This window comes from Paraclostridium sp. (assembly GCF_051657365.1).
In the GTDB taxonomy this organism is placed as follows: Bacteria; Bacillota; Clostridia; order Peptostreptococcales; family Peptostreptococcaceae; genus Paraclostridium.
This window is the reverse complement of sequence record NZ_JBOFKN010000023.1, coordinates 19,365-46,130: the sequence shown is the minus strand read 5'-3', so window position 1 is coordinate 46,130 and position 26,766 is coordinate 19,365. Positions and strand designations below refer to the sequence as shown.

At 29.1% G+C, this 26,766-nt stretch carries 29 protein-coding genes; 2 read left to right on the top strand and 27 right to left on the bottom strand.

Annotated elements, in window-relative coordinates; all coding sequences use genetic code 11:
• Window positions 1-106: 106 nt before the first annotated feature.
• From ACRCYC_RS01395 to brnQ, 10 genes are all read right to left on the bottom strand, one after another.
• Window positions 107-1,366 carry an MFS transporter gene (locus ACRCYC_RS01395; protein WP_438617403.1) on the bottom strand — a complete coding sequence of 420 codons (1,260 nt, stop codon included), beginning with the start codon at window positions 1,364-1,366 and terminating at the stop codon, window positions 107-109.
• A gap of 115 nt (window positions 1,367-1,481) precedes the next feature.
• Window positions 1,482-2,138 (bottom strand): TetR/AcrR family transcriptional regulator, encoded by a 657-nt coding sequence (locus ACRCYC_RS01390; protein WP_438617402.1) that lies wholly within the window; start codon window positions 2,136-2,138, stop codon window positions 1,482-1,484.
• Between the two features lie 201 nt (window positions 2,139-2,339).
• On the bottom strand, window positions 2,340-3,218 hold the full coding sequence (locus ACRCYC_RS01385; RefSeq protein WP_438617401.1) for a radical SAM/SPASM domain-containing protein: 879 nt from the start codon (window positions 3,216-3,218) through the stop codon (window positions 2,340-2,342).
• Between the two features lie 203 nt (window positions 3,219-3,421).
• Window positions 3,422-3,643 (bottom strand): YdbC family protein, encoded by a 222-nt coding sequence (locus ACRCYC_RS01380; RefSeq protein ID WP_438617400.1) that lies wholly within the window; start codon window positions 3,641-3,643, stop codon window positions 3,422-3,424.
• A gap of 15 nt (window positions 3,644-3,658) precedes the next feature.
• A complete protein-coding gene (locus ACRCYC_RS01375) occupies window positions 3,659-3,898 on the bottom strand; it encodes a DUF1653 domain-containing protein (protein ID WP_438617399.1) in 240 nt (79 codons plus the stop codon).
• A gap of 125 nt (window positions 3,899-4,023) precedes the next feature.
• Entirely contained in the window at window positions 4,024-4,791 is a 768-nt protein-coding gene (locus tag ACRCYC_RS01370) for a nitroreductase family protein (protein ID WP_438617398.1), read from the bottom strand.
• 23 nt (window positions 4,792-4,814) lie between these two features.
• Complete coding sequence (locus tag ACRCYC_RS01365; protein WP_438617397.1) at window positions 4,815-5,261, bottom strand: MarR family winged helix-turn-helix transcriptional regulator; 447 nt, start codon at window positions 5,259-5,261, stop codon at window positions 4,815-4,817.
• Window positions 5,262-5,299: 38 nt separating this feature from the next.
• Window positions 5,300-6,049, bottom strand: coding sequence for an MBL fold metallo-hydrolase (locus ACRCYC_RS01360; protein ID WP_438617396.1), 750 nt, complete (start codon window positions 6,047-6,049; stop codon window positions 5,300-5,302).
• 179 nt (window positions 6,050-6,228) lie between these two features.
• Window positions 6,229-7,242, bottom strand: a complete 1,014-nt coding sequence (locus ACRCYC_RS01355; RefSeq protein ID WP_438617395.1) for a TDT family transporter — start codon at window positions 7,240-7,242, stop codon at window positions 6,229-6,231.
• Between the two features lie 329 nt (window positions 7,243-7,571).
• Window positions 7,572-8,861 carry a branched-chain amino acid transport system II carrier protein gene (gene brnQ / locus ACRCYC_RS01350; protein WP_438617394.1) on the bottom strand — a complete coding sequence of 430 codons (1,290 nt, stop codon included), beginning with the start codon at window positions 8,859-8,861 and terminating at the stop codon, window positions 7,572-7,574.
• A gap of 225 nt (window positions 8,862-9,086) precedes the next feature.
• Between brnQ and ACRCYC_RS01345 the strand changes: the two genes are divergently transcribed.
• Window positions 9,087-9,266 carry a DUF1659 domain-containing protein gene (locus ACRCYC_RS01345; protein WP_438617393.1) on the top strand — a complete coding sequence of 60 codons (180 nt, stop codon included), beginning with the start codon at window positions 9,087-9,089 and terminating at the stop codon, window positions 9,264-9,266.
• A gap of 135 nt (window positions 9,267-9,401) precedes the next feature.
• On the opposite strand, the gene ACRCYC_RS01340 is transcribed toward ACRCYC_RS01345, so the two are convergent.
• From ACRCYC_RS01340 to ACRCYC_RS01270, 15 genes are all read right to left on the bottom strand, one after another.
• Complete coding sequence (locus ACRCYC_RS01340) at window positions 9,402-9,515, bottom strand: GyrI-like domain-containing protein (RefSeq protein ID WP_438617392.1); 114 nt, start codon at window positions 9,513-9,515, stop codon at window positions 9,402-9,404.
• A complete protein-coding gene (locus ACRCYC_RS01335; protein WP_438617391.1) occupies window positions 9,496-9,711 on the bottom strand; it encodes a hypothetical protein in 216 nt (71 codons plus the stop codon). The genes ACRCYC_RS01340 and ACRCYC_RS01335 overlap by 20 nt, the downstream gene beginning before the upstream one ends.
• Before the next feature lie 276 nt (window positions 9,712-9,987).
• On the bottom strand, window positions 9,988-10,785 hold the full coding sequence (locus ACRCYC_RS01330; protein ID WP_438617390.1) for a permease prefix domain 1-containing protein: 798 nt from the start codon (window positions 10,783-10,785) through the stop codon (window positions 9,988-9,990).
• Window positions 10,769-11,116 carry a PadR family transcriptional regulator gene (locus tag ACRCYC_RS01325; protein WP_438617389.1) on the bottom strand — a complete coding sequence of 116 codons (348 nt, stop codon included), beginning with the start codon at window positions 11,114-11,116 and terminating at the stop codon, window positions 10,769-10,771. The genes ACRCYC_RS01330 and ACRCYC_RS01325 overlap by 17 nt, the downstream gene beginning before the upstream one ends.
• A 177-nt stretch (window positions 11,117-11,293) precedes the next feature.
• On the bottom strand, window positions 11,294-11,968 hold the full coding sequence (locus ACRCYC_RS01320) for a response regulator (protein WP_438617388.1): 675 nt from the start codon (window positions 11,966-11,968) through the stop codon (window positions 11,294-11,296).
• A gap of 1 nt (window position 11,969) precedes the next feature.
• Window positions 11,970-13,568: an ATP-binding protein gene (locus ACRCYC_RS01315; RefSeq protein ID WP_438617387.1), complete on the bottom strand. Its 1,599-nt coding sequence runs from the start codon at window positions 13,566-13,568 to the stop codon at window positions 11,970-11,972.
• A gap of 200 nt (window positions 13,569-13,768) precedes the next feature.
• On the bottom strand, window positions 13,769-14,740 hold the full coding sequence (locus ACRCYC_RS01310) for a 2-keto-3-deoxygluconate permease (RefSeq protein WP_438617386.1): 972 nt from the start codon (window positions 14,738-14,740) through the stop codon (window positions 13,769-13,771).
• 23 nt (window positions 14,741-14,763) lie between these two features.
• Window positions 14,764-15,936: an NAD(P)-dependent malic enzyme gene (locus ACRCYC_RS01305; RefSeq protein ID WP_438617385.1), complete on the bottom strand. Its 1,173-nt coding sequence runs from the start codon at window positions 15,934-15,936 to the stop codon at window positions 14,764-14,766.
• A 218-nt stretch (window positions 15,937-16,154) separates the two neighbouring features.
• Entirely contained in the window at window positions 16,155-17,066 is a 912-nt protein-coding gene (locus ACRCYC_RS01300) for a DUF2935 domain-containing protein (RefSeq protein ID WP_438617384.1), read from the bottom strand.
• Between the two features lie 96 nt (window positions 17,067-17,162).
• Window positions 17,163-18,497, bottom strand: coding sequence for an amidohydrolase (locus ACRCYC_RS01295; RefSeq protein WP_438617382.1), 1,335 nt, complete (start codon window positions 18,495-18,497; stop codon window positions 17,163-17,165).
• Between the two features lie 15 nt (window positions 18,498-18,512).
• Window positions 18,513-19,619 carry a M20/M25/M40 family metallo-hydrolase gene (locus ACRCYC_RS01290; protein WP_438617381.1) on the bottom strand — a complete coding sequence of 369 codons (1,107 nt, stop codon included), beginning with the start codon at window positions 19,617-19,619 and terminating at the stop codon, window positions 18,513-18,515.
• Window positions 19,620-19,777: 158 nt separating this feature from the next.
• Complete coding sequence (locus ACRCYC_RS01285; protein WP_438617380.1) at window positions 19,778-20,491, bottom strand: hypothetical protein; 714 nt, start codon at window positions 20,489-20,491, stop codon at window positions 19,778-19,780.
• Window positions 20,492-20,504: 13 nt separating this feature from the next.
• Window positions 20,505-21,257: a DUF5058 family protein gene (locus ACRCYC_RS01280; protein ID WP_438617379.1), complete on the bottom strand. Its 753-nt coding sequence runs from the start codon at window positions 21,255-21,257 to the stop codon at window positions 20,505-20,507.
• A gap of 411 nt (window positions 21,258-21,668) precedes the next feature.
• A complete protein-coding gene (locus ACRCYC_RS01275) occupies window positions 21,669-22,955 on the bottom strand; it encodes a transcriptional regulator (protein WP_438617378.1) in 1,287 nt (428 codons plus the stop codon).
• Between the two features lie 85 nt (window positions 22,956-23,040).
• Entirely contained in the window at window positions 23,041-23,388 is a 348-nt protein-coding gene (locus ACRCYC_RS01270) for a winged helix-turn-helix transcriptional regulator (protein ID WP_438617377.1), read from the bottom strand.
• A gap of 121 nt (window positions 23,389-23,509) precedes the next feature.
• Here ACRCYC_RS01270 and ACRCYC_RS01265 point away from each other — a divergent pair, with 121 nt between their 5' ends.
• On the top strand, window positions 23,510-24,145 hold the full coding sequence (locus ACRCYC_RS01265; RefSeq protein WP_438617376.1) for an NAD(P)-dependent oxidoreductase: 636 nt from the start codon (window positions 23,510-23,512) through the stop codon (window positions 24,143-24,145).
• Window positions 24,146-24,203: 58 nt separating this feature from the next.
• Here ACRCYC_RS01265 and ACRCYC_RS01260 read toward each other — a convergent pair whose 3' ends face one another.
• Together ACRCYC_RS01260 and ACRCYC_RS01255 are read right to left on the bottom strand one after the other, a co-directional pair.
• Window positions 24,204-24,911: a YjjG family noncanonical pyrimidine nucleotidase gene (locus tag ACRCYC_RS01260; RefSeq protein WP_438617375.1), complete on the bottom strand. Its 708-nt coding sequence runs from the start codon at window positions 24,909-24,911 to the stop codon at window positions 24,204-24,206.
• Window positions 24,912-25,025: 114 nt separating this feature from the next.
• Window positions 25,026-26,681, bottom strand: coding sequence for an MFS transporter (locus ACRCYC_RS01255; protein WP_438617374.1), 1,656 nt, complete (start codon window positions 26,679-26,681; stop codon window positions 25,026-25,028).
• Window positions 26,682-26,766: the final 85 nt, after the last annotated feature.

The window sequence follows — 26,766 nt, the reverse complement described above, 5'->3', positions numbered from 1 at the left end:
TTTTCTATTATATAGAATCTATCTAACAGGTTTATTTTCAGCACTAAAAGGTATTATTTTAAATATAAAAATAAGGGGAGTACCAAAACGGTACTCCCCCATACTATTAACTCAAAATAATTAAATTTTTCTCTCTCATACTACTAAAAACTTTCTTAGAAGTAATTGCTATTACACTACAAATTAAAGCTGTTCCAAATACAATTACATGTGGATTACCTTTAAGTATTTCAAATAAATATCCATATATAATTTGCCCAATAGGTTGCGAACACATTGTCATAGCTAAACAAAATGAAATAACTTTTCCGATTAAAATATTTGGTGTTTCACTTTGTATAAAAGTTAGAACCTGAATACTAAACATAGTTGATGTTAACATTATTAAAAAACAGCACGCTGTAATAACAATATAAGAAATCATAGGAGAAACTCCAATCATAAGTACAAATCCCATAGGAATTAAAGCTAGTACTGCCATCAATAATATTCTATGGCTATAATAAATCTTAATTTTATTTACTAAAACCCCAGTCATAATCCCGCCACATAATCCCCCAAACGCTAGCATACCTTGAGTTATTCCATAGGCTTGACTTGGCATATTTAAAATTTTAGTAATAATTACTGGGATTCCAATAATTATCATAGATGTCAAAAATAAATTGAAGAAAGAGATTATTATAATTGTCTTGAAAATTACTGGTTTATCTTTAAATATAAAACTTATACTAGTTTTAAAATCTTCTTTTACAATAGAAATTGCGCTATCTTTAGTTTCTCTCTTTGTATAAGGTATGTTTATAAACACTTCCATAACAGCAGATATAAAAAAGCAAATCATACTAGCTATTAAAATAGGTTTAAGTCCATAAAACCCATAGCAAATACCACCTATTACAGGACCTAATAATCCCGCAAGTGAATTAACTTGATTTATAATCGCATTTCCTGGTAACAAATTTTCTTTATCTACTAAAAGAGGTATGCTAGCTTGAACAGTAGGTTGATAAGCTCCTTGTATTCCATATAAAGCCATTAATGTAACTATTAGCATAAACACTAAGTTGAATTTTCCAATAGAAAGTGTAAAAACAATAATTAGTAAAGCTGTTAAAAAATCTAAAAATACCATAATATTTCTTTTGTTAGCTCTATCCGCAATAATTCCACCAAAAGGAGTTACTGCAATCATTGGAATTAAGGAACAAGCAGATACTGCTCCAAATAAAGCTGCAGAATTGGTAGTATCTAGAAGATACAGTGGCAATGCAAATCTTAAGATTGAATTTCCAAATATAGAAATTATTTGACCTATTATCATTAAAGTAAAATCTTTATTAAAAAGTTTTGTTTTATTATTCATTTTCTAACCCCCATATATTTTTTATAATCCCTTTTGTTTTAGATACATTCATCCGGTATGTAAAAGATTAAAATTAAACTGCCTCCAAGGGCAGTATTTCATACTACAAATATTTTTACTTATTCTCCATTTCTATAATAGATCTATATTTTTCTATTACCTCAAGAATACTATCATCTAGTACAGGAACTCCTAAATCAGATAATAATTTTCTTAAAAATATAAATTTATTTTTAAGTTCTTCTTTCGTTGAATTGAATATCGCTGGATTTATCCATATATTCATTAAAAGCATAAAAGTCTCTGCAAGTTCTTTTGGATGTTCACTTACTATAGACCCATCTTCTATACCTTCTCTAATCATAGGTTCTACAAGTTGAGGAACAACTTCATCTATTGTACTATATAGCTGTTGAGTTAAAAATCTAGGATTTTTCATTAAATTAGGTGCAGCCTCTGCCAATTTTTCTTGCCCTGGATTTTTCAAAGAAATAAGAAGTATTTTATTAAGTTTCTCTAATCCTGTATAATCACTAGAATTTTTTATTTCTAAAAGATGATTATCAGATGAAGCATAAAGTCTTGGTATAACAGCTTCTATAATTTCTTCTTTTGATTTAAAGTGATGATAAATTGCTCCTTTGCTTAAATCGCCTAAATCATCTACTATATCCTGAATAGTAGTATTATCATATCCTTTTTTTAAAAATAGATCCATTGATGTATCGAGAATACGGTTTATTGTAATCTCCGGATTTTTATTTCTTGCCATTTCAATTCTCCTTTACATACTTTCGTTCGGTATGTAATGATCGTAGCATTCATTTTTTCAGTTGTCAACAAAAACGTATTCCTATTTTATAATTAAAAACAATGCGAATCAAAAATATTTCATAATCTTCGCAATGAATTTAAATTATATGTAAATTACCTAGGTAAATTTTCCATATATTATTTTGTACTAAAATCTTAATTACTTCTTACTAAATCTAGTTGCATAACCACATTTTCTACATAAATCTTCAACAGCTCTTCTTCTAGAAAATCCATCATATATATTAGTTGCTCTTTTTTCTTCTAATATTGATTTAAAAGATTTTTCAAATATGTTTCCAAGTGGTATATTCCCATCGCTATCTAAACAACAAGGCACTACCGTTCCATCAGCTAAAACACCTATTTGATTTCTAAGTCCATGGCAGAAAACATCTTCTCCCATACTCGCTATTTCAATATCTGGCCACTCAAATTTTTCTGCCATATTTAAATAAACTTTGTCCTTAAGCTTAATCTTATTAACTTCTTGAAGTTTTTCTCCTAAAGAAAAATCTAGATTTAAATTTTTTTCTAACATTTTTAAAATATCGCTATTTAATCCATTAGCTCCCTTTAAATCTTCATTATCCATATTCCATAATCTTATAGAACAAATTATATTTTTACTTTCACTAGCTTTATTAACAAATTCAGTAACATTATTTATATATTCTTCAAGCTCTCCATTTTTTTCATTTGCTTCAAAGCTGTGAAGTGATATATTAACTTGTCTAAGAGATTTGGAATTAAGTAATTTATCTGAGTTTTGATTTAACAAAGTTCCATTTGTAGTTAAATTAACCTGCAAATCATTCTTAGCACTTTCTTTTAAAAAATGTTCTATATTTTCATTAAGTAATGGCTCACCCATTAAGTGAAAATATATTTGCTCAGTAAAAGGCTTAATTTCAGCTATTATATGGTTAAATTCACCTTTATCCATAAACTTATATTTTCGCTTAGTTTTTGGACAAAAATCACAACTTAAATTACATACATTTGTTATTTCTATATATACTTTTTTAAATCTTTTCATTTTTATTTCCTGCTTTCTGTCTATATGTTAACCTTAGGTGTCTGACTATTTAAAAGCAAAGAAAAAAGCACCCATCTAGAAAAGATCAGTGCTTAATGCTTAAGATTAAATACATTTTATATAATCTTAAAATAAGTTTTCTAAGGATACTTAGCGTTGACGTACTAAGCATTTTTCATTGATATAATTATTATATCCTATTTTTATAAATCCATGTTGTTTAATATTTTCTTAAGTTCTCTTAACTCATCATTACTTAAAGTTAATCCCTTACCCATCTTTTGATGATCAGCATCCCAATCTCTTATATCAAACTTAGCTGGTCTGTCATTCCAACTTACTAAATTTAACTCTTTTGTCCATCCATTTCCAGACTCTGAAATCACTCCACAATTTTCTTGTATATCAAATTTTATACCTGCCATATCCTTCACCTCTTGTTATTTTCCTGTATATAATTCAAACCTATAATTTTGATTAGTTACATTATCTTCTCTACCATCTTCAACTTTTTCCTTAAACATTTCAAGCGGTCTTACATACATATCGTAAGGAGGATACAACATCTGATATGATACCAGCTCCTCGCCAGTTTCTGAATGTTTCACTATACTATGTACATAATATAAATTTCCTTTAAAATGTCTATATGGTCTTTGTACTTCTATTTCTCGACTCATTAAAACACCTCTTTTATAATTTATTCAACATATATTTTATACCCATTTTACATGTATCTATCTGATATATTATACAACATTTTACATATTAATTCTTATAATAATGATAATTTAATTCCCCTTAACTATTTATCTAAATTTTTAAATATATTTTCTTTATTTACATATTCCCATTTTCCATTATAGCCTTTGCTCTTTGCTCCTAATTGGAAATGTAGCATTGATATTCCTAAATCTATTTCTTCGAATCCATGATTTTCTTTTGTTGTATAAGCTTTTACTTTATTATCTTTAAATGAATATCCAACAGGTTGCTTATTTACCGCAGATGGAGCTTTTATAACTGAATTTATACCTTCCTTAACCCAATCTGGTACTTCTACATCTTTTTCAATTAAAATTTCATCAAAACTTTTTCTACCTTTATTTAATCTACTTATAAACTTTTCTCTAAAACTTTTGCTATCCTCAGTATACCCAATAGCTATAACACAAACTAATTCTTCATCTTCATTTATATTTATATACTTTTCACATTCTTTTTTATCATAAGTACCACCTAACCAACAAGTTCCTAAGTTTATATCAGTAGCTTCTAAAACTACCATTTCACCATAATATCCAATCTTATTTTTAAAGTTTTCAATATTTTTATTTCCAACCAATGCAATACATGAACTTAATCCTTTTATCATTCCATAAGATGCTGAAAATCCTTTAAAAAGCTGTGAGCAATCTTGTAATAATTGAAGATTTAACCCACTTTCTGTATTTATATTTTTTATTAAATTATTAATAAGCTGTACACTTTGTTTATCTAATGGTTGTTGATTATATGTTCTTCTTGATACTCTATACTTTTCGGATTCTATCCATTGTTCCTTAATTTCCATAAAAGCACCTCCATATGAACTTATTATTTCATATATTTTTCTATACAATCTAATTTATTTACTAAGTCATCAAATTCCTTTAAGTATTTTAAGTACTCATCTTTATCGATATTAATATTACATGCCAAGTTTTGTGGAATATTTTTAGCTTTATCCTCTAGTTCTAGCCCCTTTTGAGTAATAGCTAAACAAATTTTTCTATCATCGTTTTTATCTTTTACTCTTTCTAAATATCCTTGATCTTCAAGCTTACTTATAATAGGAGTTAGTGTACCTGTTTTCATTTTCAACTTACAACTTAAATCCTTAAAAGATATTTTATTATCTTCCCATAAAACCATCATAGTCAAATACTGGGGATATGTTAAATCTATTTTTTTTAATAATGGCCCATATATTCTAACTATACTCTTTGATGCTGAGTATATCTTAAAGCAAAGTTGATTTTCTAATTTTAAATTTGAATTCATATTACTTCCTCCTATTTTTCCAACTTACTAATTTTATTTTATAACTGCATAACTTTTTTCTCTTTCAAAGCAACTAAACTCTCTGGAGTATGAGTTGATAAATATACAGTTTTATTTTCTTTTACAAACTCTCTAACATTTTCTAAAGTCGCTTTTGCTAAATCTTTATCTTCAAGCACTACTGAAAGTGCATTTTTTCTAAGTGCCTCATCTGTATAAGTTACATCTCCATGGAACATATAATGTAATCCTTCATGTTCTAATATAGCCAAAGAATTTCCTTTTGTATGTCCATAAGCTGGTATCATATATATTTCTTCAGCTATTTTTTGACTTTGATTAAAGTTTTTATATTGCCCATCTTCAAAGTTAACTCTAACTATATTATCCCCATCTAAATTCATTGTATCTGCTTCTATTTGTGATATATACACTTTAGCATGTTCAAATAATCTAAGTTCTCCTGTGTGATCTGGGTGTTTATGTGTAACTATAACTTTATCTATATCTTTTGGTTCATAACCTGCTTTTTTAAGTGCATCTACAAAATTATTAACTTTTTCCCCAGTATATATCATTTGATCTGGCTTTTTAGACATATCTGGTGTTTCAACTGGAACTCCTGTATCCACTAGTATAACTTCTTTACCTGTATCTATCAAATAATTTTGAAGACTTGATTTATAAAGTTTATTTTGATCTAAATTTTCTTTTTCTATTGACCCTCCAAAAGCAAATACTTCTTTCATATATCCATTTTTATAAAATTCTAATGCTGTTATTTTCATTTTTAATATCCTCCAATAATTTTTATATTTTATATCGTATACGATTAATCTTATACGATTATTTTACATTCAAACTTTTAATATGTCAATGCTAAATTTAATTTAATTTCTAACTTTTATTTTTTCATATAAAAAAGGAGCTATCTCTACTACTAAGACAGCTCCTTTTTTTATATAAATTATTTATTACTAGAGTATATAGCTCCACCAATTAATTCTTCTTCTTTTTCTAAATATGCTCCAACTTTTGGATTTATTGCTTTAAAGAACATATTTATAAAGTTTAATAGTATAAAGAATACCACATATGTTGCTATAAATATCTCTATATTTCCTAGCAATTCAAATATATTTCCTAATTTTGCATATCCTATTGCTCCAAAATATGTTGATAATTTAAAAGCTGCTAGTGTTGCAATTGCTAATGGGAATGTAAATGATGCATATGCTGGTTTAAATCCTTCTTTGAAAAGTTTTAATATATATCCATAAACAACTACTAAAAGTATTAATCCAGTTACTATTAACCAAGTTAACATATATATATTTGGATTTGGATCTATAGTTAATATACCAACTACTCCAAGTGGCGCTGGTGAGCAAACTATACCAACAGTAGGTAATTTTTTATCATCTAATATCTCGCTTTTAAATACTATATAAAGAACTACCGGTAAAAGTATTGTATAGAATATGAAACCAAACATAAGCATGAAATATGCTATTGATGGAATTATTCCTCCCATACCTTTACTTGCTACACTTCCTGTTATCATACCTGTATATACGATAAAGCAAGTTGGCATTATATTGTTAAAATTCTTTTCTTTAATTCTTATTACTGTATAATATACTACAATCGCATAATGATATACTACTGCCCCTAACCATAATGCACTACATACAGTTGGAAATTGTGGGTAGAAGAACCCAGAAACTAACCAAGTTACCATACCTAAAGTTGGATAAAATGTTCCTGTAACCGGATCTTTTAATTCTTTTAACATAACCTTTGGAAATCTTATAAATCTCATTAGCATTAATGAAAGCATTATTACTGCTATAGCTATTGAAATTGGTTTTAGATACCCGATATCCTTAATCAACCAACAATTGCTAAGTGTTATAAATGCCAAACACGTACCACTAATTCCTATGTGTAAATTTTCAAGTTTGTCTAGATATTTATTCATAAAATCACTCCTTAATTCATCATTTTAATTTATACTTAATTTTTAACTTCGATCTTGTTTATGTTTATACTATACCACCATTTTCATCAATTCGTTTATTTGTCTTTTTCATATCAACCATTTATAAAATAAATGATTATAGTTGTAACCATTCATTTTACTTATATTCAAATTATTTATATACTTAATAAATTTTTTAAAATATATTGCAAAATCCTTGTATAATTCTAAATCAATATGTAATTTGTGCAAAATTAAAAGAGTATAGGTTAAATGAATTTCATTTAATCTATACTCTTTTAATTAATTTATTTATTATTTATACGCTTTTAATTTTTATGATTTTTCTGTGGTATGAAATTACCAACTATACCTCCAACTATTGCTGGAACTATCCAGTTAAATCCTAAATTAGCAAAAGGTAATTTATGTATAATCGATATATTAATTCCCATGCTATCAATAACTGTAAGTATACTTATTATTAAAGCTACATACGTTGCCCCTTTAAATGCATTATCATTTTTAATTTGTTTATTAAATAATGTCATTAATACTAATACTATTGTAGCAGGGTAAATAACTGTTAATATTGGTGCTGAGAATTCTATTATTGTACTTACTCCAAAGTTTGCTATTACTGCACTAAATATACACACTCCAACTACTATAGTTTCATATTTCACTTTTCCATTAGACATTTTGGTAAAATATTGAGCAGTTGCTGAAACAAGACCTATTGAAGTTGTTAAACAAGCTAATGCTACTATTAAAGCTAACACTATTTTTCCTGGTTGCCCTAATAGCTGTTCTGTTATGTTTACTATTAATGCTGTTTGATTTATATCGGCTGGGTTTAAACCCTCAAATTGATGTGCGACTGTAGATCCTAGATATGCAAGTCCTCCATATACTATAAATAAAGCTACTGCTGCAACAAGTCCTGCTTGAAGTGTTAACTTTACTTTTTCTGATTCTTTTTTATAACCTTTTTCTCCAAGTGATATTATTACTACAGCTGACAGTGCTATTGCACCTAATGGATCCATTGTTTGATATCCTTGAGATATTCCTTCTGCAAATATACTCTCTATCATAGGTGGTTGATTTAAATCTCCAAGTGGAGATATAATTCCCATAATAATTAGAAATATTAATGCCACTAATAATGCTGGCGTTAAATATTGACCTATAATATCTACAACTTTAGATGGCTTTATTGTAAGTATAAGTGTTAAACCAAAGAATATTACTGAAAACAATATTGGGCTAAATCCACCAATAATAGGTGCTACACCCATTTCAAACGTTGTTGCTCCTGTTCTAGGTATTGCTAAAAGTGGCCCTAAACAAATCATAATTGACGTCGCCAATATTTTAGATAACGTTTTCCCACTTCTCGATAAAACGGCGCTTATATCACCTTGACATTTGGCTGCTGCTAATATTGCTAGCAATGCTAATCCAACATCTGCTATAACAAATCCGGTAAATCCTAACATCCATTGATTCCCTGATACTACACCTAAATATGGTGGAAATATTAAATTTCCGGCACCAAAGAACATGGCAAATAAGGCAAATCCTACAACTACAGTATCTAGATATTGTTTTTTCATATAATCCTCCTGTAATAATTTGGTAAGTATTTCCTATTTTCAAATTATTATATACGAACATCATTATATAAGTCAACATTTTTCGACAAAGTTTAACCTAGTTTTAACATTTACTCATTACTATTAATTCGTATAATACTTTACTATTTTTCTGAATTTGTTTAATATAATAAACTTTGTATATCACCTATACTTATCTTAATAAAACAAATGGAGGTGATTTAAATGGCAGTTTCAGAAACTAAAAACCCATCTACTTTAAAACTTAAATTCGATTGTGGATTAGATGACAATGGAAAAACTATAGTTAAAAACAGATCTTATTCTAATGTTAAGTCAGATGCAAATGCTCAAGATAGTAAAATAGTTGTAACTGATACTAAAGACTACTACTTAGTAGTATAATACAGTGTATATTCTTCCAAAGGATGGTACACACTTTATTTTACAAACCCGATATATTTTAAAGATAATCACTTTTTATTTTGTCATTGAAATATTCACTTATATTTATAATTAATTTTTAACGTAATACATCTTTTATAAGTTCTTTCTAATTGGTATCCATACTTCAAATTTTGAATTCATTGGGTCTTGATTTAAATATAGTTCAATATCCGGCGCATCTGCATATTCATATCCTGATGTTGGCAACCATTCTGTAATTTTTTGTTAGTCTTCGATTTCTTATATATTCAGATATAGGTGTGCCTGCTATATATGAAAACATCCTTTGAAAATGGTATGTTGTGCAACAAGCTATTTTAGCTGCTTCTTCATATTTAATTTTCCCGTCTAGATTACCTTCAATATATTGTAGTGCTTCATTTAGTTTTTCTAACCATTCCATTTAGCTATCTCCTTATAAATAATAGTATAATAAATCATAAATTTAAAAACCTCTCATTTGATGCACAGATATGAGAGGTTTTTATCCAAATTATAGCATATTATATTTGTTTAATATAGCAAATCCCGGTGCTTCTTACTTATGATACTCTTCACCTTTTCATATTCTAAAAAATAAAATTTCAAAATATCACTTTTTTCAAATTTCAAACCATTATAACTTCCTTATCATTAAAAAATGGCGAGTCCCAAAATGGTACCCCCCATAATAATCTTGTTATATATATCTCTTTCTTTCAATCATAACTTTAATCTTAAATACACAATAAATAACAAATGATATAACTGGTAAACAAATAATATATATTAAATTATCATAAATAAAATTTGAGACAGTTGCATCTACATAAACTTGAGGATCTACTACATTTCCATATTTATCTAATATCCCATTTGCACCTAGCCCCATAGAACTTGAGGCAGTTTTCATCCATGGATTCATTTTAGTATCAGCAATTTGATAAACTAACTTTGAAAGCATCTTATCAACATGTGTATTTTTATTTCCTTCCTCCATATCTGCCACAAACACTTCTACATTATTTACATTTTTATATTCTTTCTTCTCTAAAAGTAATCTAAGATCCTCTTTATACTCATCTATATTAGTCATATCATGCTTAGAAGCCAATTTTGTAAAATCTGTTTTTATATGATTGCTTATTGAGTTATAGTGTTTCTCTGTCATATATAAATATCCAAATGAAAGTAAACCTAAGATAAATGTACCTATAGTTATATTTCTAAATACCTTAGCTAGTATATCACTCTTTGACTTATTTTTCTTTAATGTTTTATGTAACTCATCTAACATTTCACTTCCACCATCAAATTTTTCAATCGCTTTTTTTGATGCCTCTTCCTCATCATAACCCAAAGCTATAAATTCCTCTGCTGATAATATTAAATGTTCACTTAGCTCTTCTTTTAATTCTAACACTTCTATTCTTTTATCGTTTTTATATAATGAATCTATGTAATTACTAATCCTTACATATCTATTTATTTCTTCCATTGTTCTCTCTCCCATCTAAAAACTGATCTATAATATTTTTCACAAAATTCCACTCTTGCGCTTTTATATCCAATGCTTCTACTCCCAATTTTGTTATTTTATAGTACTTACGTCTATTTCCAGGTCCATTATTACTTTGCCAGTAAGACTCTATTAACCCCTTCCCTTCAAGTCTTTTAAGTGAAATATACATAGTTCCATCTTTTAACTCAAACATAGTTTTATCTAATACTATTTTTGCTATTTCAAATCCATAAGAATCATTTTTTTCTAGTATTGCTAAAATCAATGTATCAATATGACCTTTTAAGACTTCTTTGTTTAACTCCATTTTTTCACCACCTTAAATTAACAAACCTCGTAATGCAAGTATTATTTTTAAACCAACCCTCGTATTACAAGTATTAAAATTCAAACTATCCATATATTTTAATTTTAAAAAGAATATAAGTCTTGAAATAACTAAATTTGAATACTTATATTCTTTTTAATTTTTTTAATATACTTCTTATATTTTTTTAAATTTATGTTGTGGTCTTCCAACTTTTCCATACTCCACAAATTTTTCTAAATACCCTTCCTTCTCCATATACTCCAAATATCTTCTAACCGTAACCCTTGCTACCTTTATTCTTTCTGACATCTCTTCAGCAGTAAAATATTCATTATCCCCTTTTTCAATTTCTTTCCATATAGATTTATAAGTATACTTATTAAAACCTTTTGCAAGTCCTTCATCTTTTTGACTTACCTCACAATTTGAAATTAACTTATCTAATTCACTTTGTTCAATTTCTTCCATCTTTTCAAACTCATAATATCTTTCCTTAAACTGAATAAGCGACTCTTTAAATCTATCAAAATCAAATGGCTTTATTAAATAATCTATAGCTCCATATCTAAAAGCTTCTTGAACTCTTTCTATTGTCTTGTCTGCCGTAATTAGTATTACATCAATACCAATCTCTTCATTTCGTAACCACTTTAAAAGATCAATTCCATTTTCATTTGGTAAAAACACATCTAACAATATTAAATCTGGTTTCTTTTCCTCGATAAATTTTTTTGCTTCAGATAAATTACCTACTGCTTTATACAAATTAAAACTATCAACTCTTTTTAAAAATCTCGAGTTAATTTGTCTTACCATAGGATCATCTTCAATAATCATTACTTCAATCAAACTACTCACTCCTTACCATAGGTATAGTAATATCCCAAATAACACCTTTTTCTACCTTCATTTCAATAGTTCCATTAGCATCATCTACTATTTGTTTTACAATGTACATGCCATGTCCCCGCTCACCTTCTTTAGTTGTAAATCCTTGTTCATAAATTTTGTCTATGTGTTCTGCTTTGATACCAGGACCATTATCCTTAACTTTTATTTTAAGATACTTAGTTTGTTGTTCTATTTTTATATAAATTTCTCCATCTCCATCATTACTAACTGCATCTAAAGAATTTTCTACTAAGTTGCCTATTATAGATACAATTTCTTCAGAATTCATAAACTGGGGAAGCTTTGTAATCATAGAATCTTCGTCTATTTTAAATTTAACTCTATTTTCTTCAGCTTTATTATATTTTGAAAATAGTATTGCTGATAAATATGAATCTTTTATATTTTTAGTTAAAATACTACTTATTTTATTTCTACTTTTAGCTACATCCGATATAAATTGTACAGCTTCATCATATTCTTCAAGTTGTATTAATCCTGTAATAGTATGTAATTTATTCATAAACTCATGGTTCTGAGCTCTTAATGACCATGCCATCTTTTTAACTCCTGTAAGTTCTTCTGCTAATTTTGTCAATTCTGTTTTATCCCTAAAAGTAGCAATAGCTCCTACGATTTTGCCTCTATCAATTATAGGTATTCTATTAGTCATTATTACCGTATTGTTTATTCTTTGTTCTTTTTCAAATTCACCTTTTCCTGTTTCTAATACTTTAAGTAATCGTGTAGTTGGGAAAAACTCAGCTATATCTGTTCCTATAATTTCATTTTTATCAACTTTATTTCCATAGTGTAATATATTTAATGCTGAGTCATTTATTATTGTAATTTTACCTTTATTATCAATAGCTACTAGCCCTTCATAAACTGCATCTATAATTCCAGTTTTTTCATTATAAAGCCTTGTTATTTCTTCTGGTTCAAGTCCTAGTAAAATATTTTTTATATTTTTCGCCAATAAAAATGCACCTATAATTCCTACTGTCAATCCACCTAATGCTGTTAAAATTATATATACTATTGCCATATGCTTTGTCTCTCCGATACTCTGTAAAAGTGTACCTACACAGACAAAACCTATTTCTTTTTTAGTTTGTGTATCGTAAATTGGTATAAAAGCTCTTAGAGATTTTCCAAGAGTTCCCGTAGCTTCAGAGATGTATGTATCTCCTTGTTTGACTACTCTTCCTTCATCTCCACCAACAAATTTTTGACCTATCATATTTGAATTAGGGTGAGAATACCTCGTTCCATCATTATCAACTACTATTATATATTCAATTTCATCTAAATTTTTAAGTTGTTTATCAATATATGGCCCAATCTCTTTGTTTGGGTCTTTTTTATTTAGTCCATCTATGACAGGTTTTGAATTTGCAACCATTTCAGCTACATTCATAACATTAGTTTTTGCTGTGCTTTCAATATTTTTATTCATCCAAGAGGCAACAAAAAAAATGATTATGGATATTGATATAAATACTACTGTAATAATTAGTATGGTAAGTTTAGTTTGCAATTTCATCTTTTTTCTCATATTTATCACCTCAATTTTTATATGTTAACATATATCTTTTATAATCAAAAAATTAAAAAACACGGACCTATGAAAGACTATGCATACGGATAGAAATATAAATATAGGAAACCTTTGCCCATTCCCTATTATATAGTACTTCTCTCACATTTGTCTTCCATTTTTCCGTGTTTTCTACCTTTTACCCCAGTTTAGCTTTATCAGGCCACAACCTGGCTATCTATTTTTTTCATTTGTCTCTTTTTAGCAAGTTTAAATACATAAGAAACAATAAATGGACAAACTATAGCAGATACTACACATGATGCTGCAACTTGTGCTGTTGCTACTGTTGCTATAGCTGCTACTGTTGGATCTATTGCTGTAACTGCTGCCGGAGTTGCTACTGCATTTCCAGCTGTTGAGCCTGTAGCTAGTCCAATTATAGGCTCTTCTTTAAATAATTTAAGTAATACATAAGCTCCTATTCCTGTTAAAGAAGCTATTATACCTAATAATATTCCTGGCCCTCCTGCAGTTACAATAGTTTCTAAGTTCATTCCAGCTCCTAATGGGAATGAGAAAAATGGTATTAATAATAACTTACTACTTCCAAGGAAAGTTCTCATATCTGAGTCTAAATTTCCTAAAATCATACCTATGATTATTGGAATCATTACTGCCACAAGCGACATAATAGGAATTTGAGCAAGTCCTGATGCTCCTAGTGCAACTAATGTGAAAAATGGACCATCTTTTAAAGATAACAAAGCATATGCACCTACATCAGTTTCATCTCCGTATTGTGAAGCAAGAGATGCATATAAACCCCCGTTGCAATTTGTTAGCGCTGAAAGGATAGCTAATGGTGATAATCCTAAAACTCCAGCAGGTCCAAAAACTTTACCTACAAATATACCGATTCCTGCACCTACTATAAATTTACCTGTAATTAATATTGCACCTTTTTTTAATGCCTTTGGTGCTAACTTAAAGTTTATTTGGGAACCGATTAAAAACATAAAACAAGCTAAAATTGTTGATGATGCCTTTGGCCCAAATAATGCAGTTGTAAAACCACCAATTTTTAAAACTTCAGGGAAAAATGTATTAACTAATACTCCTAAGAAAAGGGGAACAACCATCATCCCCCCTGGAATTCTATCTAACGTCTTTTTAATTGGAATTTGCATATTGATTTCCTCCCATTATATATTTATATTCTAGCTACTCCACTTTCAATTGCAGCTTTTTTTATAGCCTCAGCTACATTATTTGCAACAGTTCTATCTAATGCATATGGAATTACATTGTTTTCATTTAAATCTTCATCTTTTATCATAGAAGCTATAGCATAAGCTGCAGCTATTTTCATTTCTTCATTTATCTCTTTTGCTCTAACATCTAACGCTCCTCTAAATATTCCTGGGAAAGCTAATACATTATTTACTTGATTTGGAAAATCTGAACGACCAGTTCCTATGACTCTTGCCCCTGCTTCTTTAGCTTCATCTGGCATAATCTCTGGAGTTGGATTTGCCATAGCAAAGAATATAGAATCTTTGTTCATAGATCTTACCATATCCTTTGATATAATCCCTGGAGCAGATACTCCTATAAATACATCAGCTCCCACTAAAGCATCAGATAAGTTTCCTTTTATATTATCTGGATTTGTGATTTCTGCTAATTTCACTTTGGCATCATCAACATTTTCTATTCCTCTGTAAAGAATTCCTACTTTGTCACAAACAATTAAATTTTTAACTCCAGAAGATAATAATAATTTTGATATAGCTGTTCCTGCTGCTCCAGCACCATTTACAACTACCTTAATATCTTCTATTTTCTTTTTAACTACTTTTAATGCATTTATAATACCTGCTAAAACAACAATTGCTGTTCCGTGTTGATCATCATGGAATACTGGTATATCAAGTTCTTTTTTTAACTTTTCTTCAACTTCAAAACATCTAGGAGCCCCTATATCTTCTATATTTATTCCGCCAAATCCAGGAGATATAAGTTTAACCGTTCTTACTATTTCATCTACGTATTTTGTATCTATACAAATAGGAAATGCATCTACTCCTGCGAATTCTTTAAATAGTATTGATTTACCTTCCATAACTGGAAGTCCTGCTTTTGCTCCTATATCTCCTAATCCAAGAACTGCTGATCCATCTGTTACTACTGCAACTAAATTACCCTTCGATGTGTATTTGTATACGTTTTCCTCATTCTCATGGATTTTTCTGCAAGGTTCTGCAACACCTGGTGTATATGCTAAACTTAAATCATCTCTTGTTTCAACTTTTATTTTACTTGTAACTTCAATTTTTCCAACTTTATCCTCGTGTAATTTTAAACTTTCTTCAAAATAATTCATATATATCATCCTTCCTTTTTGTTAGTTATTTTTTATGATTTTATAATATCAAGTATTTTTATATATTAAAATATTTGGAAAGTTTAAAATAAATTTTGGTTATAAAGAATATTTTGACATTATATTAACATGCTCTTTTATATTCAATATAATAATAAAAAAATGTAGATGTTGAAATAACTTAGCTTCAACACCTACATTTTTTTAATTTACACTATTTATTTTTTGTAGCTTTCTAATATTCTAATATAATGATTAGCTTCTCTTAAAACATGATCTGCAAGTAATGGAAGTATTATAGCTCTCACCTTACAACTAGCAATTCCTTTTACTCCTGCTTCTTTAAATTTTTTTAATTGCATAGTCTTATCCAAAGTTTCATCAGTTACACTTGCTATTGTTGCATCATTCATTTTTATTGATTTCTCTAAAAGTTCCTCAAAATCCTCTGCAAATTCATCTGCTGTTTCAATCAACTTACTTTCAGATGGGTCTAACAGTCCTCTCATAAACAAAGCGTGTTCCATCATTATCTGATCCCAAAACAACTCAGTTTCTTTATGTTTTTCAGAACCAATATCAACTCTATTTTCAAGATTATCTACTAATGATAAATATAGCTTTGCTTCTCTAATCATATGCTCTATAAGCAGTGGATAATTTGATGTAAATAAATTGCATGATAGCACCCCATTTAATAGCTTCTCCTTAAAGCTAATAATCCCCTTTAGAAGTACCTTAGCATTACTATTAAGTTCCTTTATATAATCAGTTAATTTCAAACTAACTTTAGGATCTTTTACACTATTAAGCTTAGCTTCTAGTGTTGTTATATTTTGATTTATATCTATCCCTGTTAAGTTCTGAGTTTTTGCTTCTGCACCTGCTGTATAATTTGTAAAAATCTCGCCAGATTCTAAAACCTCAGGTCTAATTATTCCATTACTAGCACTGACTGTATAAGATAATAATTTTTCAAATTCTCTTTTATAATGATCTGCTTCTAACTCTAATTTTGAGTCTTTAGTCATAAACCCAGTTTCTAAAAAAAGAGAGTGTTCTTTCATTATTCTTGCAAAAAATAGATGTAGTTCAAGTGATAAAATCACATATTTTTGATCATTAATCATAACTTCCTCCTAAAAAACATTTTACCGTATACTATGCAATTAAATTTTAATCAGTGAACAAAAAAGCAGTTTAGGAATATCCCAAACTGCTTTTTACTAGTTTTTATAATCATATTTATATGTATTTGTATTTTTGTCCATAAAGTCTAAGTAACTTTCTTTAGTGAAAGTAGGCTTAAAGTTATTTATAACATCCTTTGCTATTTTAGCATCATCAACTAATAAATCTATTAAAGTCATTGCCATAGCTTTTGCAGGAATTATATAAGCTAAATCTTCATCACTTATATAATAATCTTTAGTATGTAAACTACCACTTACTCCGCCTATCCAAGGGTGAATACAAGGTATTATCTGAGATATATCGCCAAAGTCAGTAGACCCTGCTGTTTTTATAACATCTACTACACAATCTTCATTTCCACCAACTAGTTCAACATAGTTTTTCTTAAATACAGCATCCATATTATTATCAGAATCTAACGGAAGGTATCCTATAGTATCTTCTATTATAACTTCTCCACCTAAAGTCATTGCTGCTGCATGAAGAGATCTGTTTACCTTTTCATTAGCATCAATCATAGCTTCTACAGTTGCTGCTCTTACCATAGCTTCTATTGTAACCTTTGATGGGACTACATTAACTATATCTCCACCATGATTTATTATAGTACTTATTCTGACCTTATCTTCATCTTTAAAAGTTTCTCTTTGAGCATTTATATTGTTATTTGCTAAACTTGCCATATTCAAAGCATTTATTCCTTCATTAGGAGCTATCCCTGCATGAGATGCTCTTCCTATGAAAGTAGCATGCTTACTTACAAATCCATTTGTATAAGATTTTATAACACAATTTTTATTATCATCAAAGTTTAAAGCATGGAATTGCATTGCCATATCAACATCATCTAATGTTCCTCTATATAACAACTCTTGCTTTCCACCTACATACTTTATCTCATTTTTTTCTTGTAAGCTTTTTCTAAACTCTAGGTCTATACATTCTTCTGATGGTACTGCCATAAAATCTATTTTCCCATCTAAATGCTCTAATACTCCTGAATTTATTATACCTACTGCACAACCTAACATACCTGCTACTTGTATATTATGACCACAACAATGAATATTTCCTATTTCATTTGCATCTTTATGATCTGGACAAACTACTGAATCAAGCTCTCCCATAACTGCAATTTTAGGCCCATTTTTATGAGTATTTAAAGATGTCATACATCCCGTTACCGCTATATTATCAACTACCTCTACTCCTAAGCTTTTTAAAAAGTCTGAAGCTGTTTTTGTTGATTTAACTTCCTTATATCCAAGCTCTGGAGTTTCATATATACTTCTCCCAGCCTCAATTATCTTGTCTTTGTTTTTATCTATCTCTGCTAAAACTATTTTTTTAAGTTCTTGTATATCCATATTATCCACCTTATTCTATAAAGCCATTATGTTATAAACTATTTTAGTCGCATCATACAGTTCATCTACATTTACATATTCATTTACTGTATGAACATCATACATCCCTAAACTTATTATCGCACTTTGGTACCCTAAATTTGCCATTATATTAGCATCACTTCCTCCACCTATAACCATAGGCTTTGGCTCGATTCCAACTTTCTTAGTAGCTTCTTCAACTAACTTAAATACATTACTATCCAAACTTAACTCAAAACTTGGATATGCATTTACATTCTCAAAATCGCAAGTTGTATTCATATCTTTAGCTGCATCTTCACAACACTTTTTCATATGAGATATTTCTTCTTCTAATCTTTCAGGTATATGACTTCTTATCTCAGCAGTAAAACTAACCTCATCCGTTACTATATTAGTAGCTCCCCCACCTTCAATTCTTCCTATATTAGAAGTAGTCATTTCATCAATTCTACCTATATGCATTTGGCTTATAGCATTAGAAGCTGCCACAATTGCATTTATACCTTTCTCTGGCTCTATTCCTGCATGTGCCTTCTTACCATAGAAAGTAACCTTAATATTTTCTTGAGCTGGAGCCTTATAAGCAATAACACCAGTAGCCCCGCCTGCATCTAAAATTACAACATCCTTACAAGGAAGATTCTCAGGATTAAAATTCTTGGCACCTAACATACCTGCTTCTTCACAAACAGTAAACAATAAATATATATCTCTATGAGGAACCCTATCCTCCATAACACACTCAAGGGCTTCTAAAATAGCTGCAATACCAGCCTTATCATCAGCGCCTAAAGTTGTAGTCTTATCCGTTTCTATTATATTCCCCTTAACAACCGGCTTAACCCCTAAACAAGGAGCAACCTGATCCATATGAGCTGCAAAACACACTGGATTCTCACTATCCTCACCCTTTATATAAGCAACAATATTGCCTGCATTCCCGCCAAACTTATCACCAGCATCATCCATCTTAACGTCGATACCTCTATCAGTTAAATAACTCACCAACCAATTAGCCATCTCTATCTCTTGATTAGATGGACTATCAACCTTAACCATATCTATAAAATTATTTACTAATCTTTCTTTAGATAACATAAACATACACCCCTCTAATATATTCTTTTACTTCACTTCTCCACAAAGCACTTAAACTTGGCTTAGGCGAAGGATAGATATATAAGTTTTAGCGACATTTAAAGCATCTTTCCAGCTTTTGTCGCAAAACTTATATATCTATCCGAGCCGCCCCCAACTTAAGCCGCTTTACCATTTTTAGCTTCTTCTTTTTCGTTTATTTTTTTACCGATTAATATAGTTCCAAATACAGCCGTTAAAATAACTAAGTATGAAGGACTTCCGCTACCTGGCATAAAGTCAAATATACCATTTTTTAATAAGAAGTTCATTGGCACAGCGATTAAAGCTGCAACTATTGCAAACTTAGGCTTCATTATAGCAAACTGACCAAACACCGCTCCGAATAGTGCTGGTAATATTAAATCAAACGCCGCCGTTATTTGAGGAGGTAATACAGATAATATTGCTTGTCCAAATACAACCCCTACTGATAATATAACTATATTTACTATTATAGAAACTGCTATTCCTATAGTAGATATTACTGATCCTTTTTCTGTTCCTGGCTCTACATCTGCTGCTTCCTGAGCTACCATTGCACATGGAACTCTCATATTTGATGTATTTCCTGATATAAATGTCATATATGTCCCTGGTATTCCAAGTATAGGGAAATAAGCTATTGGTTCAACTACATAAAACGCTCCACTAACACTTATCTGTGATATTGTTCCTGCTATTATTGCTGCTATCGGAGGCATATATCCAAATATTCCCGATACTACTACTACTGGTGCAAAACATAATATAATTCCTAATAATAAAGTTCCTTTCCCCCACTTAGTGATACTTGGTATGTACTTTTTCGAATAGTAATTATTGTTACTCATGTATTTCCCCTCCTTATATTACATTTATTAATACTGTTCCGATTATCATTCCTGAGAACATTGATATTGATAATGCCCATTCTTTTATCCATTGTATATTTTTATCTTTTGCAATTTTAGATAGTCCCATCATAACCACACATCCAATTATTGTAGCTACTGCCGCTGGTGATGTGAAAGTTACTGAACCTTCTCCTGTTATAAAGTTTCCTGATGCTAAGTAAGCAAATGCTCCAAGCATTGCACAAGCTGATATTATTGGTACTAGTTTTTCATTTCCGCTTGATAATAAGTGATTAACTTTATCCATTTTATCAGTGAATAATAATGTGAATACTAACCATCCTAAAGAACCTAAAACCATTACCCACACTGCACAAGCAAATACCATTGGGTCCATTCCAGCTCCAAGTTTTGCTCCCATAGCTTCTGCACCAAATCCTGCTGCCATAAGCTCATAGTTAACTGATCCTATAAATGAAAGTCTCATCCAAGAAATTGGTCCACCCATTGAAACTAGTAAAGATATCATACCAACTAATATAACTATTGATGGTCCTATTGATGATATGGCACTACTTTTTATAGCTGCCTTAACTTGTTTATCTTGAATTCCCATTTCTTTTGCTGCTACTAATGATTTTCTAAAAAATACTATAGATTGTACTATAACTACTGTTACAGCAAGTCCTGCAGCTAACCACATTAGTGGATGGTTCGCCATTTTTAAATAATCTGCTTCAAATACACTTCTTAAATTATCCATTATAATTCCTCCTTTGTTTTAAAACGTTTTCATAATTATTTTTTCATTATTGACAAGTCCGTAATATGTCCTTAATTGAATAATATAATATTTGTAGAATGTTGTCAATATATAAAAGAAACATTTTCCTCATTTTTTACTTAACGTTAATTTAAGGTTAGTATTTTATAATCTATGTATATTTCAAATTACATTTAGTTAATAAATCTATTTTTGAATGTATCTTATCTGACAGGAGGTCTAATTTTATGCTGTTCTTATTTTTTATAGCCGTTATTGTAGTATCTGCCTATTTCTATGCTTCTACAAAAGAGCTCCAAATAGCTGATTATGAAATGTTGGATAGATCTTTTTAAATTTAAAAAGTAGTATTTTAAAGCTAAAACTATGCTTTAAAATACTACTTAATTATTAAAATAATATTTCTATTAAATTCTTTGGTCTTCCTGCACCTTTGCTACTTTCTTTTGCATGAACTTTTCCAAGCTCTGCCGCAGTTATTTTTTGAAGTATCCGTCTAGCACTTCTATCACTTAAATCTAAGTACCCTGCTAATTCTTTTGAATCATAGATATTGCTACCTCTAATTTCATTTATTCCCATTATTTTAGAAATAGTTTCGCAACTTAACCCTGTCTTCTCAGATATTTCTAAAATCCCTTTATCATTAGGTATTATACAATAACTAAGCTCATTTTCTAAACCTAGTGGACCTGTAAGATTTTCATCTTCATCTATTGAGTATATATATGATTCCCCTGAATCCAGACCTCTATCTAGGGCTTTATGAGCATTTATTTCTGCTTTAAATGCAGTAGCTCCAAAACCTATTCCTATATTTAAATCAAATCCTAGTGTTTTAATTTCCTTTTGTAAATTTAATAGTTTTTCATAGTTACTATTTTTATTTACAGACCCCTTATTGCTAAAAATAATATATTCATTACGCCCAAATGGGAATACAGCTCCATTTATACTTCGTACATATGATATTATATGTTTATCTATATCCGTTTTCTTTATCATGTTTGAATAATAACTTTCTATGTTGTTAGAAGCATTGCCAAAGTTAAAAATTTCAACTGCTATTTGAGAGTATTCAGCTTTATTAATGGCAAATTGATTTATAACTTCATCATAAGATACTTTAACTAAAGACTTCGTTGGCTTAAGTAATATTATAGGATAACCTTTGTCTTTTAATTGATTGTATATATTCATAAATCCAGTGATCATAATATTTATCTTCCCACTTATAAATAAATCCATGTGCCAAGCTAAATATTCATCTTCATTTATGTCTGTTGAAAATGGTAAACAATATATATTCTCATGATTTATACCAAACTCTTCAACTACATCTTTAACCATATCATCTTCAACTACATCTATACTAAATTTATCTATGTCCTTTTTTAAATTACGAATTTCCCAAAATGCTTTTAGTATACTTGTATCACTTCTATTTACAAATGAATGAGGCTTTTTTATATCATATTTTTTCTTTATTTCTTCATAAACTCCACACCCAGTTAATATTATCCCATCACATTCACATTCACATTGTTCTATTAACTCTACTGATTCTACTATCTTTTCTTTTGTATATAATTTAGTTTCTAAACTACTATCTATATCTTTTAAATTATTTTCTATTCTTATAGCCGAATCTAGTGGTCCAAGAATTCCTATTATCACACAATCACGTCCCCACTACTTTTATTTTAAGTTTATTTTGTAATATACATATTATACTATTTTATTATAATAATACAATTTGTTATTATTCATTAAATTTTTCATCTTGATACTTTTCATATTCAATTGACCATGTTTCTAATGCTGTTAATACTGGTAAAAATTTCACCCCAATTTCTGTTAATGAATATTCAACTTTAGGAGGTATCTGGTTGTATGATTTTCTAGATATCACTCCATATTCTTCTAAGCTTTTTAATTGCTTTGATAAAGTCGCCTGAGTCATATCCGGTAGTTTTCTATGTAACTCTCCAAATCTAAGAATTTCATTACTTAATAAATATATGATTAACATATTCCATTTCCCACTTACAATCTTTTGAACTTTAGCAAATGGGCAATCTTGATAAGTTTCATTACCATATCTTTGCATTTTATCCCTCCTATACTATCATTTATGATAGTATCTATATTTAAATATTGTACTTTTTTTAAATATTGTACTATGTTATATTGGATAAATCAATTAATATAAATTAAAAGGAGATTCTATTATGAAAATTGCAGTATTTGGTGCGACAGGCGGAATTGGAAAATTCATTACAAGTCACGCTCTAAAAAAAGGCTACAAAGTCAATGCATATGTTCGTAATCCAGAAAAATTAAAAATTACACACGAAAATTTGAATATATTTGTAGGGCAAGTATCAGACTACCAAAAAATAAAAGAGACTATTAATGGCTGTGATGCAGTAGTTATATCTCTTGGTATTTCTATGAAATTTGGAATTGAAGATACATCTTCAATTGAAGCACATAAAAATATTATACGTGCAATGGAGGAAACAAATGTAGGAAGGCTAATTGATTGGTCAACTCCAAGTATAAGTTTTTCAAAAGATACACGTTCATTTATTACGATTGTGCCTGGTATTATGGCTTCAATTATGCTTCCAAAAGCAAAAAAAGTTCTTTTAGAAGTAAATGCATTAGTGGTAAATTCTAATTTGGATTGGACAATAGTTAGATTTATGGCTCCCAAAAATACTCCCTTCACTGGTAATGTAAAAGTGGGATTTGGTGATGTAAAAATGAAGTTCAATATCTCTAGAGAAGATATAGCTTATTTTATGGTTAATCAAATTGAAAGTAATCAATATATTCACTCTATGCCAATCATAGGTAGTTAATTAATCAAAATTTATATAACCTTAAATTTCAACAATAAAAAAAGGAGCATATGCTCCTTTAAACAGCTTCACTAGCTTCTTTACTTAACATTGATACTATTTCACATAAAGAATGTACTTCATAAGTTGGTTTTACATCCCCACAATCATTATTTAAAGGATTAAACCATATACAATCAATCCCAAAGTTATTAGCCCCTTTAATATCAGATGCTAAACTATCACCTATCATTAATGTTTCTTCTTTGTTCATAAAATCATATTTATCAAAAATTATTTCAAAGAACTTTGAATTAGGCTTCTCAACGCCCATTTCCTCTGAAATAAATACATCGTCAAATAAGTCTACTAATCTTGAATCTTTAAGTCTTTGTTTTTGCGTTTGCCCTATTCCATTAGTTCCTGCGAATATTTTATAACCTTTTATTTTTAAGTCCATTAAAATTTCCATAGCCTTAGGTATTGTTTTATGCCCTTTGTTTAAACAATTTTGGTATTCACTTTCTACCACTTCACCTTGAACATTGTGTCCATATAAAGCAAAAAACTCTTCAAATCTTTTAGTTAAAGCTTCTTCCTTTTTTATAGAACCTTGTTCTATTTGACTCCAAAATCTTCTGTTAATAGTTTTATATTCATTTATTGTTTTTTCATCAAATGGAATATTATATTTTTCAAAAATTACTTCTAAAGATTTTCTCTCATTATCTTGAAAATCTAATAAAGTATCATCTAAATCGAATATTAAATATTTATACTGTCTCATACTTTCACCTCTATATACTATAATACTCTATTTTATTTTAAAATAATATGTTATATATAAAATTTAAAATTTTCCCATAAAATTAGAATGCTTAAAAGTACCCCCCCTAATTTTCTATGAAGCCTTTTGCTCTTTGTTGTATTCTCCTTTTACTTCATCTTTGTTACCTGAATTCTTTTTAATTGAAATACCTATAAGAGCTATAATTCCCGCTAAAATAGCCATAACTATTACTATTATAAATATTCTTTGCATAGATGCATTCATCCCTCTAGTTATAATATCCATAATTTGATGTATTTGACTATTACTTAAATCAGATTTATTAATTGGATTAGCATTTAATCTCATAGTAGTTTCATTAATTTTTCCCAATATTTCATGAACTGAATATTTACCAAATTGGTTAGAAAAATCTGCTATAAAGTATTTAGCAATTCCAATATTTATTCCAGATATTAATAAAGATCCAATAACAGCTGTACTAAGTGATGATGCTAAATTATTTACAGTTGTTATCATACCTGAACCTTGATTTGAAAGTTTTTTATCAATAGATGATAATGCAATATTACTAGTGAGAGTAAGTGAGCACCCTATTCCCATTCCTAAAAATAACATAGCTGGCAATATTTTAATTCCACTTACTGTTCCCCCTCCATTGAATATAAAATACATATATACCCCACCTAACAATATAGACATTGCGCCTGTACAAATAATATATCTTTGATCAAATTTGCTTATTAATTTAACTACAAACATAGATGTTATAAGTAAAGTAATAGATAGTGGCATAATTGTCATACCTGTTTTTAATGCATCATATTTTAATACACTTTGAAGGTAAATTGGTGTAACAAACATTATCCCAGCAAGAGATATTTGTATGCATGCATTGATAATTAATACCACATCAAAGTTTCTACATTTAAATATATCTATATCAATTAATGCTTGTCTATTATTATTTTTAGCTATCTTTAGCCATAAAATAAATATACCTAAAAATAATAATCCAGTTAATATAAGTACAATAGATATTGAAATTGAGCCTTTAGATAATGTTATAAATCCAAAACTAAAAGCTTTTTTTGATATAATCCATCCATATGTTTTAGATTGCAAAGCTCCTCCTACTATACTAATTAGTGCTATTGCTGAAATTAAACTTCCTAAAAAATCAAACTTAGCATCTTTATTTGCTTGTTCGCAATCTATTTCATTTATAGCCTTAAAGTTCATTAAAATATAAACTACTATAAGCGCTTCAATAGCAAAAACATAACGCCATGAGAAGTAAGTTGTTATAATACCTCCAAATATAGGGCCTATTGCAAGCGCTACTGATGACATAGCTGTGTATATAGACATTGCGACTACTCTATCCTTACCTTTATATGCAGATGTAATTAAAGCCAATGCAGTCGGCATCATAAGTGCGGCTGCTACCCCTTCAATCAATGCCCATCCTATAAATAACATCCCTACATTTTGACTAATTGAAGCTGTTAAAGTCCCCACTCCATATAATACAGCTCCAAATGTAAAAGCTTTTTTAGCACCTATAATATCTGCAATCTTTGCACCTGGCAACATGCAAATAGCCATAATTAATGTGTATGAAGCCATAATCAACTGTATTGTACTAATATCTGTATGTAAGTCATTAACCAGGTTAGATATAGATACATTCATAGCTGTAGAATCAATAACCATTATAAATGACGCCATAGCAATTATAGTAAGCGCTCTCCATTTTTTCTTCAAAATACCAACCTCCTAATTTAATTTCACTTTTATATATACCTATTTTAGTTAGATTTAAAACAATACGGTTAGCAGCTTAGTGATT